Below are 11,885 nucleotides of genomic sequence, written 5' to 3'. Positions count from 1 at the left end.
CGGGTAAACCCGCTCCCACAGGTACTGCACCGCATTCGAACGCGGTGCAGTACCTGTGGGAGCGGGTTTACCCGCGAAAGGGCCGGTACAGGCACTGAAAACTCAAAGAGCCGGCGTGGATCGCCAGGTCACCTTAGCCGAGGTTTTCCATGATCTCGTCGGAAATCTGGGCATTGGAGTAGACGTTCTGCACGTCATCCAGGTCTTCGAGCATGTCGATCAGCTTGAGCACCTTTTCAGCACCGTCCTGGTCGAGCTCGGCGCTGGTGGTCGGCTGCATGACGATTTCCGCGTCCGCAGCCTTGAAACCCGCCTCTTCCAGGGCATTGCGCACGGCGTAGAAGCTGTTGAATGAAGTGAACACGTCGAACGAGCCGTCATCGTTGGCCACCACATCGTCGGCATCGGCTTCCATCGCCGCTTCCATCAACGCGTCTTCTTCCACACCCGGGGCAAAGCTGAGCTGGCCTTTGCGCTCGAACAGATAGGCCACCGAACCGTCAGTGCCCAGGTTGCCGCCACACTTGGTGAAGGCATGACGCACGGCGGCGGCGGTACGGTTGCGGTTGTCGGTCATGGCTTCGACCATGATCGCCACGCCACCCGGGCCATAACCTTCGTAGCTGAGCTCTTCGACGTTGTCGCTTTCATTGGTGCCAGCACCACGGGCCACGGCTCGGTCGATGATATCGCGGCTCATGTTGGCGCCCAGGGCCTTGTCCAGTGCCAGGCGCAGGCGCGGGTTGGATGCCGGGTCAGGGCCGCCCTGCTTGGCAGCGACCGTCAGTTCGCGGATCCACTTGGTGAAGACCTTGCCTCTCTTGGCATCCTGGCGCTCTTTGCGGTGCTTGATGTTCGCCCACTTGGAATGACCAGCCATAACGACTCCGAATCCTTTGAATCACAAACAGCCCCGCCCCTGTACGGGGCGGGACGGGAAAATACCTGCGCCGAAACGCAAAGGCGCATCCATGTGGATGCGCCCGGGACCGCTTACTCGACCTTGGTCTGTTCGCGCAGTCGAATGTGCAGCTCGCGCAGGGCCTTGGCGTCGACCAGGCCAGGGGCCTGGGTCATGACGCACGCGGCGCTCTGGGTTTTCGGGAAGGCGATCACTTCACGGATCGACTGGGCGCCGGTCATCAACATGACCAAGCGGTCCAGGCCGAAGGCCAGGCCACCGTGAGGTGGCGCACCGAACTTCAGGGCGTCGAGCAGGAAGCCGAACTTCTCTTCCTGTTCTGCTGCCTCGATGCCCAGCAGGCGGAATACTGCCTGCTGCATCTCTTTACGGTGGATACGGATCGAACCGCCGCCCAGCTCGGTGCCGTTCAGGACCATGTCGTAGGCACGCGACAGCGCGGTGGCCGGGTTGGCTTCGAGCTCTTCCGGCGTGCACTTCGGCGCGGTGAACGGGTGGTGCAGCGCGGTAAAGCTGCCGTCTTCGTTCTCTTCGAACATCGGGAAGTCGACGACCCACATCGGCGCCCACTCGCAGGTCAGCAGCTCGAAATCGTGACCCAGACGGATACGCAGGGCGCCCAGGGCTTCGCTGACCACCTTGAACTTGTCGGCACCGAAGAACACGATGTCGCCGTCTACAGCGCCAACGCGGTCGAGGATGTTGTTGAGGTTGGCCTCAGGGATGTTCTTGACGATAGGCGACTGCAGGCCTTCGACACCCTTGGCGCGCTCGTTGACCTTGATGTAGGCCAGGCCCTTGGCACCGTAGATGCCGACGAACTTGGTGTACTCGTCGATCTTGCTGCGCGGCATGCTGGCACCGCCTGGCAGGCGCAGAGCGGTCACGCGGCACTTCGGATCGTTGGCCGGGCCTGCGAACACCTTGAAGTCGACATCCTTCAGCTGGTCGGCAACGTCGACCAGTTCCAGCGGGTTACGCAGGTCTGGCTTGTCGGAACCGTAGCGGCGCATGGCCTCTTCGAAGGTCATGTGCGGGAATTCGCCGAATTCCAGGTCCAGCACTTCCTTGAACAGCTTGCGGATCATGCTCTCGGTCAGGCCCATGATCTCGCTTTCATCGAGGAAGCTGGTCTCGATGTCGATCTGGGTGAATTCCGGCTGGCGATCAGCACGCAGGTCTTCGTCACGGAAGCACTTGGCGATCTGGTAGTAGCGGTCAAAGCCGGCGACCATCAGCAGCTGCTTGAACAGCTGGGGCGACTGCGGCAGCGCGAAGAAGCTACCGGCGTGGGTACGGCTTGGCACCAGGTAGTCACGCGCACCTTCCGGAGTGGCACGGGTAAGGATCGGCGTTTCGACGTCGAGGAAGCCGTTGTCGTCCATGAAGCGACGGATGCTGCTGGTGATGCGCGAACGCAGGCGCAGCTTTTCAGCCATTTCCGGGCGACGCAGGTCGATGAAACGGTAGCGCAGGCGGGTTTCCTCGCCGACGTCGGAGAACTCGTTCAACGGGAACGGCGGGGTTTCCGCCTCGTTGAGCACGGTGAGCTGGTAGCCGAGGATCTCGATGGCACCGGAAGCCATGTTGGCATTCACTGCACCTTCAGGACGCTTGCGGACCTTGCCGGTGACCTGTACGACATACTCGCTGCGCACGCGGTCGGCGGCGGCGAAGGTTTCGGCGCGATCCGGGTCGAACACGACCTGGGCCATGCCTTCGCGGTCACGGATGTCGAGGAAGATCACCCCGCCGTGGTCGCGGCGACGATGGACCCAGCCGCAAAGGGTGACTTCCTGGCCGTCCAGGCTCTCGTTCAGTTGGCCGCAATAATGGCTGCGCATCATGATGGTGGTTTCGCTTCTCGTGATTCGTGTATTCGGTGGAGGCCTTGGCCGCCCAGAGGGCTAATACTGCAAGACCCGGTCACAGCATTCAACTCAGTCGGCTTTGTCGCCGCCTGCCAGATTCTTTTTCGCCCCGGTCTTGAAGTCGGTTTCGTACCAACCATTACCGCTCAGGCGGAAGCCTGGCACCGACAGCAGCTTCTTCAGCGCCGGCGCCTGGCAAGCCGGGCAATCGGTCAGCGGCGCGGCGCTGATCTTTTGCAGCACTTCCATGCGGTGCTCGCAGGACGCACATTGATAGTCATAAAGGGGCATGGGTGTCTCTCGTCAACCATAACGCTGGCTGCCAGGGCAGCAAAAAGCGGGATTATATATGGTTACCAAGCACTGCGCAGCCCGCCAGGCGATCAGCGCACACTTGGCGGGTCTTGCAGCCAGGCAACGCAGATTACCCGAATCAGCCCACTGAAGTTGCGCACTCCACCCTGGCGCAGGTGCACTTCGCGGTCCACGTAGGACAACACCGCACTGACCGAACAGCGGTTGGCGGCGGCGATGCGTTCCAGGATGCCCCAGTAGACGGCCTCCAGGCGCAGACAGGTGGAAAAACCGTTGAGCCGCACCGAACGCGACACCGGCTGCGTCTGCAACATATCGAAATCTGCCTTGAACGGATCAATGCACTGTTTTCCTGGCCAGCTTCCCTGACCAGCCACACGCTTGCTCGCTTGCATCATGCGCCCTACTTCCTCGTCACCGGTAACAGGTGACCAATGAAGCGCCGGGCGGCAGGTTTAAAGCAGCAGCAAAGTCTTCCCGCACAAACACTCGAGTCCTGAGCGCGAGGAAAACACTGTGGGAGCGGGCTTGCCCCGCGAACACCGGCAAAGCCGGTGCCATACACCGCGTGGCCTCATTCGCGGGACAAGCCCGCTCCCACAGGTTTTGTCACAGCGCTGGGGTATTTATTTCCCGTCGAGCAACACGCGCAGCATCCACGCGGTTTTTTCGTGAACCTGCATGCGCTGGGTCAGCAAGTCGGCGGTTGGCTCATCACTGACTTTGTCCACTACCGGGAAGATGCTACGGGCAGTTCGCACCACGGCCTCCTGGCCCTGGACCAGCTGGCGGATCATCTCGTCCGCCGGGGGTACGCCTTCCTCCTCCTTGATCGAGGAGTGCCGCGCATAAAATGCATACGACCCTGGCGCAGGGAAACCCAGTGCACGGATGCGCTCGGCAATCGAATCGACTGCCAGCGCCAACTCGTTGTACTGCTCTTCGAACATCAGGTGCAGGGTGCGGAACGACGGGCCGGTAACGTTCCAGTGAAAGTTATGGGTTTTCAGATACAGCACGTAGGTATCCGACAACAGGCGAGACAGCCCATCGACGATGGACTTGCGATCTTCTTCACTGATACCGATATCGATTGCCATTGAAGTTCCCCTTTCCATAAGGCTTGAGACTCAAGCGGACGCCGACCACTGTAGCAACACTTTACCCACACCGCCTGTGACATTGCGCAACACATCGCCCACTGAGGCCTGCGGTTTGAGTAGGCTTCGGCTTTGCTGTTAAATAGGCACCGTGCCACCCGTGCGGACTGTTATTGCCGGGTGCATAGGCTGGCTTGTCACGTGTTCGCGCTTTACACCTCATGCGCACCGTACTGCCCGCTCTTCCTGTGATCGGCCTTATCAACTGTGAGCCAACCCCATGTTCAAGATCGTCCATCTGGTGACGGGCGTGGCAGCCTTGCTGCTATCGCTCATACCCAGCCTGAAAACCGATGCGACACCCTTCCTGCAACAACCCGACGCGGTTTACCTTGCCCTGCTCGGCCTGCTCAACCTGGTCCTGGCGCCGGTCGTGCCGCTGTACTACCGCGGCGCCCGCCAGCAGTTGCAACACCTTGCCTGCGCCCTGCTGGTGGTGGCGGTGGTGCTGCAAACCCTGACGCTGCTGGCCCGCCCGGAAATGGGCAACCTTGCTGCGCTGGTCTGTGCGGCACTGGCTGTGGCCCTGCACCTGGCTGTGGGTTTTGCCCGCAGCCCGCGCAAGGCACGCAGCAGCCAGCATGCCGCCCAGGATGCTGGCAACCGTGATACCGGCACGGTGAAGTGGTTCAACACCTCGAAAGGCTTTGGTTTCATCTCCCGCGATTCGGGCGATGACATCTTTGTGCACTTTCGTGCCATACGCGGCGAAGGCCACCGCATCCTGGTCGAAGGCCAGCGCGTGGAGTTTTCGGTGATGCACCGGGACAAGGGCCTGCAGGCCGAAGACGTGGTTGCGGTAACACGCCGCTAACCTGTGCAGGAGCGGCCTGGCGCCGCTCCTGCCAGGGTTTCTGTTGCTTCAGGACATCAGTAATGAGGCGGCGGCGCCTCTTCCCCTTCGCTGCCGTACTGGCCGACCATCTCTTCATGACGCTTGATCAGCTCGGCCACCTGCAATTGCAGCCGCTCGATCACCCGCGCCTGCTCGACCATCACGTCATTCAGCGCCTGGATAGTGTCATCCTGAAACGCTTGCCGGGTTTCCAGTTCAACAATACGCAATTCCAGTGACATGTCAGGCCTCCTGGTAGCCAGCAAGTTGCAGCCCACGCAGGCGCTGGCGGATGGCCTGCAACTGGTCTTCGCTGTAAGCCACAGCAGGGCACTTGCCCCAAACCGGTGCCGGCCAGGCCGCGTCGTCCCGCTGGCGTACGATCACGTGCATGTGCAACTGGCTGACGACATTGCCCAGCGTGGCCACGTTCATCTTGGCGGCGCCGTAACTGGCCTTCAGCGCTTCAGCCAGAAGGGTGGTTTCCTGCCACAACTGGTGCTGCTCCGCCGCATCCAGCTCGAATACCTCGCTGATCCCGGCGCGCTTGGGTACCAGAATGAACCATGGGTAGTTGGCATCCTTGCTCAGCAGCAGTTGGCACAACGCAAACTCCCCAAGCACCAGGCAATCCTGCTGCAAACGCGAATCCAGGACGAACACGGCATATCTCCTTCAGAACCCGCTTCAAGCGGAAAACAGGCCTGCAAGGATACCTTGCACACTCCCGGTAACACAGCGCTACTTTTCGCACCAAAATGAAGCCGCTTGCGCACCACCACCACACTTGCCACCCCACAAATGACTCTGGTTTAACAAATAGCGGTAACACATTGACTTTCATGGCAGGTTTCTAAATTTTAATGATTCTCGACTCCAACACCCCCTCATTGTGCCTTCGACCCGTATTTACGGCACTTTCCGACCCTCGGTAGCAGGTTTTGTGAAAAATTCATGAACTGTTGCGAATTTTGAGCACGCTTGTTGCATTCCCTTCACGCCAAGTCGGCACGGCATCTGCAATGGCAGGTGTACGCGACAAATAACAACAGCGGCATTGGTTACCAGGGAGTTTCCCTAGCCGGAATCAGCACTTGCAGGTTCACCACGGCGAAAGGAACAACGCTGGCGTTTACACGCCCTATAAACCGGGGTGTGATTTGCGACATGGAAATACTTAAACGCGACACGGCAAAAAAGTTCCGTAAAGAGTCTTTATAGCCATATCGCCAACAACAGTCAGCGTGCTATACATTTTCGCCGACATAACAAGAAAGAGCTGCACCCTATAACTAAAACACTTGGGCGCGGCGGTACTCTTCCTAAAAACCAAAGGAGCAAATCACGATGCGCGTGATGAAGTGGAGCATGATCGCCCTGGCCGTTGCGGCAGGGACCTCGCAGTTGGCAATGGCCTCGGCACAAGACGAGTCCAAAGGTTTCCTTGAAGACAGCAAGCTGAACGTAAAAACCCGCATGCTGTACTTCAGCCGTGACTTCCGTAACAACGACAGCGGCAAGAGCCGCGTCGAAGAAACCGGCCTGGGCTTCCTGGGCACCTTCGAATCGGGCTTCACCCAGGGCACCGTAGGCTTCGGCGTTGACGCCATCGGCATGCTGGGCCTGAAACTGGACAGCGGCAAAGGCCGCGCCGGCACCGGCCTGTTCCCGACTGCCTCCGATGGCCGTTCGCAAGATGACTACTCCGAAGGCGGCGGTGCAGTAAAACTGCGCGTGTCCAATACCGTGCTGAAGTTCGGCGACCAGTTCACCGCCCTGCCGGTACTTGCCACCGACGACAGCCGACTGCTGCCAGAAGTTGCTGAAGGTGGCCTGATCACCAGCAACGAAATCGATGGCCTCACCCTGCACGCCGGTCACTTCACCGCCCTGAACGCCCAGGCCCAGACCTACCACGATAGCCTGCGCCTGACCGAGGCCAACGTCTTCGGTGGCACCTACGCCATCAACGACAACCTCAGCACCAGCGTCTACTACTCGCGCATTGAAGACCACTTCCGCAAGTGGTACGGCAACATCAACTGGGCGCTGCCGATCAGCGACAAGCAAGGCCTGGTGTTCGACTTCAACATCTATGACACCAAGTCAATCGGCGACAACCTGACCGGCGCCTTCGTCAGCAAGGCTGACGGCAGCAACGAACTGGACAACATTGCAGCCAGCCTCTCGGCCGCCTACAACATTGGCGCCCACACCTTCACCCTGGCTTACCAGAAGGTCAGCGGCGACGGCGACTACGCTTACGGCGTCGACGGTGGCGGCACCATCTTCCTGGCCAACTCCGTTGCCCGTTCCGACTTCAACGCCGAAGACGAGAAGTCCTGGCAGGCACGCTACGACCTGAACTTCGCCGAATACGGCGTACCTGGCCTGACCTTCATGACCCGCTATGTTCGCGGCTCGGGCGCCACTACCGAAAGCACCAACAACGGCAAGGAATGGGAACGCGACGTAGACGTCAAGTACGTACTGCAGAGCGGCCCGGCGAAAGACCTGAGCTTGCGCGTGCGTCAGGCCACCTACCGCTCCAGCGACGGCGTTTACTACGGTTCGAGCTCGATCGACGAACTGCGCCTGATCGTGGAATACCCGCTGAGCATCCTGTAAGCCTGGCTTGCAGTGCCCCGCACTTGAAAAGCCCGGCGATCTCGCCGGGCTTTTTCTTGGCTGACAAGCGCCCCGCCCTGGGGCATCCTGTACGCCTTCGTTTCGCCCCCGTACAATGCGGGGCTATTTCAACGTCTTAGGCAATCGACACGGCTAACCATGCGCACCAGTCAATATTTGCTCGCCACCCAGAAAGAAACCCCTGCCGACGCAGTGGTCATCAGCCATCAGCTCATGCTGCGTGCCGGCATGATCCGCAAACTGGCCTCCGGCCTGTACACCTGGCTGCCGATGGGCCTGCGGGTAATGCGCAAGGTCGAGGCCGTGGTGCGTGAGGAAATGAACGCCGCCGGCGCCCTGGAAGTGCTGATGCCAAGCATCCAGCCTGCCGAGCTGTGGCAGGAGTCCGGCCGCTGGGAGCAGTACGGCCCGGAGCTGCTGCGCCTGAAGGACCGCCACCAGCGCGACTTCTGCGTTGGCCCGACCCACGAAGAAGTCATCACCGACCTGGCCCGTAACGAGCTGTCCAGCTATAAACAGCTGCCACTCAACATGTACCAGATCCAGACCAAGTTCCGTGACGAGATCCGCCCGCGCTTCGGCCTGATGCGTGGCCGCGAATTCATCATGAAGGACGCCTATTCGTTCCATGCCGACCAGGCTTCCCTGCAGGAAACCTACGACCGCATGCACCAGGCGTACAGCAACGTATTCACCCGCCTGGGCCTGGACTTCCGTCCAGTGCAGGCCGACACCGGCTCGATCGGTGGCAGCTACTCGCACGAGTTCCACGTACTGGCCGACTCCGGCGAGGACGACGTAATCTTCAGCGACAGCTCCGACTACGCCGCCAACATCGAGAAGGCCGAAGCCATCCCGCGTGAAACCGTGCGCCCTGCCCCTACCGAGGAGCTGCGCCTGGTCGACACCCCGGACGCCAAGACCATCGCCCAGCTGGTGGAAAACCATGGCCTGGCGATCGAAAAAACCGTCAAGACCCTGATCGTGCGCGGAGCCGAAGAAGGCAAGCTGATTGCCCTGATCATCCGTGGCGACCACGAACTTAACGAAATCAAGGCCACCAAGCTGGAACAGGTTGCCGACCCGCTGGTCATGGCCACCGAAGCCGAACTGCGCGACGCCATTGGCGCCGGTGCCGGCTCGCTCGGCCCGCTGAACCTGCCGCTGGAATGCATCATCGACCGTTCGGTTGCCCTGATGAGCGACTTTGGCATTGGCGCCAACATCGATGACAAGCACTACTTCGGCGTCAACTGGGAGCGCGACCTGCCGGTTCCACAGGTCGCCGACCTGCGTAACGTGGTCGAAGGCGACCCAAGCCCGGATGGCCAGGGCACCCTGGTGATCAAGCGCGGCATCGAAGTGGGCCACATCTTCCAGCTGGGTACCAAGTACAGCGAGGCGCTGAAGTGCCAGGTACTGGGCGAGAACGGCAAGCCGGTGGTTCTGTCGATGGGCTGCTACGGTATCGGTGTGTCCCGCGTGGTCGCCGCTGCCATCGAGCAGAGCTATGACGACAAGGGCATCATCTGGAACGATGCCCTGGCGCCGTTCCAGATCGCCCTGGTACCGCTGCGCTACGAAACCGAGGTGGTTCGCGAGGCAACCGACAAGCTGTACGCCGAACTGACCGCCGCCGGCTTCGAAGTGCTGCTGGACGACCGCGACAAGAAGACCAGCCCAGGCATCAAGTTTGCCGACATGGAGCTGATCGGCATCCCACACCGCATCGTCGTCAGCGATCGCGGCCTGGCCGAAGGCAACCTGGAGTACAAGCACCGCACCGAGCAGGACGCCCAGGCGTTGCCGCTCAATGAAGTGCTGAGCTTCCTGCAGGCCCGCGTTCGCCGCTGATAACCAATGCACGAGTGATCATGTTCAAGCGAAGTACCTTTACCCTGGGGGGCGCCGCACTGTGCGGCGCCCTGCTCGTCAGCGGCTGCGCCAACCAGATGTCCCAGCGCAGCGACCATGAGGAGCGCGTCGAGCGCAAATTGCTCGAGCACACCCTGCAGATCGATGTCGGCGAGCCGAAGGTGATGGAGCTTCCGCAACGGCGTGTGCGCGTGCATGAGCAAAAGCGCTTCGAAGTCACCGAGTTCGAAGTCACCCGTCGCTACGACCGTTACACGCCCTACCAGCCCTGGCGGGAGGTCTACGAGATCCCGCTGGGTGCAGTGGCAGTGGTGGCGGGCGTTGGCGCCAATGTGGTCAACGTCTTTACCTTGGGCAACCTGCCGCAAAGCATCACCCACGACTGGCTCAGCTACGGCGTGGACGGGCTCAACCCGTTCATGAACGTGCCGTCCAACGGGCGTGCCCAGCAGAACCTCGCAGGGATCAGCGAAGTGCAGAAAGGTAAACGCGAGGAGTCCACCAGCGTGCCCTGGAGCGAACGCCTGGTCGAGGTCAAGGCCGGCAAGATGACCCACGAACTGACCACCGACAGGAACGGCGTACTGCGTTTGAACCTGCTCGACAGCCCGTTCTCCGAGCAGAACCTCAACCACGTCGGCACCCTGCACCTTCAGGTACTCGATGAAGACAACGCCGTACGGGGTGATGCCAGCCTGCTGGTCAGCGCCACCCTGCGCAACAAGCTGCTCGAAGCCCATGAGCTGATCTTCGATGACCTTGAGGATGACGATGTTGGCCAGTGGGTACACCGGGTCAAGCGTCTGTCGGAGCTGGGCCTTGAAGAAGAAGCCAGTGAAATGGAACAAAGCCTGATCGAGCTGACCCGCAACGATCCGGAACTGCAGCAGGAGTTTCTGCAATCGCTGACCAAGGCCACTGGCCGGTTGGTGGCAGACCCCGGCGCGCAGTAAATGAAGGGGCCGCGATGCGGCCCCTTCTTATTCAGGCGTAAACAACTCCAACTGCTCATGCGCTCCGCGCATATCGCGCAGCCTTACCCCTACCCCCAACAAGCGCACCGGTTTGCCACCACGGGCAAACGCCTGCCCCAACAGTTGCCGATAACTTTCAAGGTCCCGCCCAGCCCCTGCCTGCTCCATGGTGGTCTGGCTGAAGTCGTGGAACTTGACCTTGACGAACGGCTTGTCCGGCCGATAACTGCTGTCCATACGGGCGATACGTTCGTTAAGGCTTTCCAGCAGCTCAGGCAACCGCGCCAGGCAACTGGCCAGGTCCGGCAGGTCAGTGTCGTAGGTGTTTTCAACGCTGACTGACTGCCTGCGGCTGTCATTGTGTACGGCGCGCTCATCAATACCCCGCGCCAGCCCCCACAAACGCTCGCCAAAGCTGCCAAACTCACGCACCAATGCCAGGCGTGACCATTCCCGCAGGTCAAGGCAGGTTTCGATGCCCAGCCGTGCCAGTTTATCTGCCGTCACTTTGCCCACCCCATGCAACCTGGCCACCGGCAGGGCGGCAACAAAGGCCTCCACCTCGCCCGGGGTAATCACGAACAGCCCATTGGGCTTGCGCCAGTCACTGGCAATCTTGGCCAGGAACTTGTTTGGCGCCACGCCCGCCGACACCGTGATATGCAAGGTGCGGGCGACGCGTCGGCGAATATCCTCGGCGATGCGCGTGGCGCTGCCCGAATACCACTGGCTGTCGCTCACATCCAGATAGGCTTCGTCCAGCGACAAAGGCTCAATCAGCTCGGTGTAGTCACGGAAGATCGCGTGGATTTCCCGCGAGGCCTCTCGATAGGCCTCGAAGCGCGGCTTGACGATCAACAGGTCGGGGCACAGCTTCAGCGCATGCCGTGACGACATGGCCGAGCGCACACCATAGGCACGTGCCTCATAGTTGCAGGTGGCGATCACCCCGCGACGCTCGGGCGAGCCCCCAACCGCCATGGGCCGCCCGGCCAGGCGTGGGTCGTCACGCATTTCGATCGCGGCGTAGAAGCAATCGCAGTCGACATGGATGATCTTGCGCAAGGACATGGATGGCCGTCAGCACTGTAAATTCATACAGATAGTATCGCATGCGCCCCACTGATACACCTCACCCTCGCCCTCACACGACAAACTGCCTGAAAGCCCCGTCGCGCCTGACCTGCTTGCTGCCAGCAAGCGCTAAGGGATTGAACAAAAAAGGTTTTTCCAACGAAACTGCTTGACACCCGGGCTTAAATCCGTACAATTCGATCTCACAGG

Annotated in this window: 12 protein-coding genes; 4 read left to right on the top strand and 8 right to left on the bottom strand. The window is 60.7% G+C overall.

Annotated elements, in window-relative coordinates:
• Positions 1 to 133: 133 nt before the first annotated feature.
• From ACK1VC_RS28245 to ACK1VC_RS28225, 5 genes are all read right to left on the bottom strand, one after another.
• On the bottom strand, positions 134 to 880 hold the full coding sequence (locus tag ACK1VC_RS28245; protein WP_023048900.1) for a YebC/PmpR family DNA-binding transcriptional regulator: 747 nt from the start codon (positions 878 to 880) through the stop codon (positions 134 to 136).
• A 113-nt stretch (positions 881 to 993) separates the two neighbouring features.
• Positions 994 to 2,769 (bottom strand): aspartate--tRNA ligase, encoded by a 1,776-nt coding sequence (aspS, locus tag ACK1VC_RS28240; protein ID WP_016488657.1) that lies wholly within the window; start codon positions 2,767 to 2,769, stop codon positions 994 to 996.
• 93 nt (positions 2,770 to 2,862) lie between these two features.
• The gene (locus tag ACK1VC_RS28235) at positions 2,863 to 3,084 is read right to left on the bottom strand and encodes an FmdB family zinc ribbon protein (RefSeq protein ID WP_003254776.1); all 222 of its coding nucleotides are present in this window, start codon (positions 3,082 to 3,084) and stop codon (positions 2,863 to 2,865) included.
• A gap of 92 nt (positions 3,085 to 3,176) precedes the next feature.
• Positions 3,177 to 3,506, bottom strand: coding sequence for a ribbon-helix-helix domain-containing protein (locus ACK1VC_RS28230; RefSeq protein WP_016488658.1), 330 nt, complete (start codon positions 3,504 to 3,506; stop codon positions 3,177 to 3,179).
• Positions 3,507 to 3,734: 228 nt separating this feature from the next.
• A complete protein-coding gene (locus ACK1VC_RS28225; protein WP_003254783.1) occupies positions 3,735 to 4,208 on the bottom strand; it encodes a Dps family protein in 474 nt (157 codons plus the stop codon).
• Positions 4,209 to 4,488: 280 nt separating this feature from the next.
• On the opposite strand from ACK1VC_RS28225, the gene ACK1VC_RS28220 reads away from it, so the two are divergent.
• The gene (locus ACK1VC_RS28220) at positions 4,489 to 5,082 is read left to right on the top strand and encodes a cold-shock protein (protein ID WP_016488659.1); all 594 of its coding nucleotides are present in this window, start codon (positions 4,489 to 4,491) and stop codon (positions 5,080 to 5,082) included.
• Between the two features lie 56 nt (positions 5,083 to 5,138).
• Here the strand turns inward: ACK1VC_RS28220 and ACK1VC_RS28215 are convergent, their stop codons facing one another.
• Positions 5,139 to 5,345 carry a SlyX family protein gene (locus tag ACK1VC_RS28215; protein ID WP_016488660.1) on the bottom strand — a complete coding sequence of 69 codons (207 nt, stop codon included), beginning with the start codon at positions 5,343 to 5,345 and terminating at the stop codon, positions 5,139 to 5,141.
• 1 nt (position 5,346) lies between these two features.
• Entirely contained in the window at positions 5,347 to 5,766 is a 420-nt protein-coding gene (locus tag ACK1VC_RS28210) for an HIT family protein (protein WP_191086888.1), read from the bottom strand.
• A 684-nt stretch (positions 5,767 to 6,450) separates the two neighbouring features.
• On the opposite strand from ACK1VC_RS28210, the gene ACK1VC_RS28205 reads away from it, so the two are divergent.
• The 3 genes from ACK1VC_RS28205 (at position 6,451) to ACK1VC_RS28195 (ending at position 10,580) form a co-directional block, all read left to right on the top strand.
• Entirely contained in the window at positions 6,451 to 7,731 is a 1,281-nt protein-coding gene (locus tag ACK1VC_RS28205) for an OprD family porin (RefSeq protein WP_016488662.1), read from the top strand.
• A gap of 159 nt (positions 7,732 to 7,890) precedes the next feature.
• A complete protein-coding gene (locus ACK1VC_RS28200) occupies positions 7,891 to 9,606 on the top strand; it encodes a proline--tRNA ligase (protein WP_016488663.1) in 1,716 nt (571 codons plus the stop codon).
• Between the two features lie 20 nt (positions 9,607 to 9,626).
• A complete protein-coding gene (locus tag ACK1VC_RS28195) occupies positions 9,627 to 10,580 on the top strand; it encodes a hypothetical protein (RefSeq protein ID WP_060519884.1) in 954 nt (317 codons plus the stop codon).
• Between the two features lie 27 nt (positions 10,581 to 10,607).
• Here the strand turns inward: ACK1VC_RS28195 and dinB are convergent, their stop codons facing one another.
• Positions 10,608 to 11,666: a DNA polymerase IV gene (gene dinB / locus ACK1VC_RS28190; RefSeq protein ID WP_161775550.1), complete on the bottom strand. Its 1,059-nt coding sequence runs from the start codon at positions 11,664 to 11,666 to the stop codon at positions 10,608 to 10,610.
• Between the last annotated feature and the right edge of the window lie 219 nt (positions 11,667 to 11,885).

It is taken from the genome of Pseudomonas sp. XP2 (assembly GCF_053557975.1).
The sequence above is the reverse complement of the archived record's forward strand: the minus strand, read 5'-3'. Positions and strand labels throughout refer to the sequence as shown.

Excerpts from the sequence above, each read along its gene's own strand:
- ACK1VC_RS28245 (WP_023048900.1), bottom strand. The coding sequence starts at position 880 with ATGGCTGGTCATTCCAAGTGGGCGAACATCAAGCACCGCAAAGAGCGC.
- aspS (WP_016488657.1), bottom strand. The coding sequence starts at position 2,769 with ATGATGCGCAGCCATTATTGCGGCCAACTGAACGAGAGCCTGGACGGC.
- ACK1VC_RS28235 (WP_003254776.1), bottom strand. The coding sequence starts at position 3,084 with ATGCCCCTTTATGACTATCAATGTGCGTCCTGCGAGCACCGCATGGAA.
- ACK1VC_RS28230 (WP_016488658.1), bottom strand. The coding sequence starts at position 3,506 with ATGATGCAAGCGAGCAAGCGTGTGGCTGGTCAGGGAAGCTGGCCAGGA.
- ACK1VC_RS28225 (WP_003254783.1), bottom strand. The coding sequence starts at position 4,208 with ATGGCAATCGATATCGGTATCAGTGAAGAAGATCGCAAGTCCATCGTC.
- ACK1VC_RS28220 (WP_016488659.1), top strand. The coding sequence starts at position 4,489 with ATGTTCAAGATCGTCCATCTGGTGACGGGCGTGGCAGCCTTGCTGCTA.
- ACK1VC_RS28215 (WP_016488660.1), bottom strand. The coding sequence starts at position 5,345 with ATGTCACTGGAATTGCGTATTGTTGAACTGGAAACCCGGCAAGCGTTT.
- ACK1VC_RS28205 (WP_016488662.1), top strand. The coding sequence starts at position 6,451 with ATGCGCGTGATGAAGTGGAGCATGATCGCCCTGGCCGTTGCGGCAGGG.
- ACK1VC_RS28200 (WP_016488663.1), top strand. The coding sequence starts at position 7,891 with ATGCGCACCAGTCAATATTTGCTCGCCACCCAGAAAGAAACCCCTGCC.
- ACK1VC_RS28195 (WP_060519884.1), top strand. The coding sequence starts at position 9,627 with ATGTTCAAGCGAAGTACCTTTACCCTGGGGGGCGCCGCACTGTGCGGC.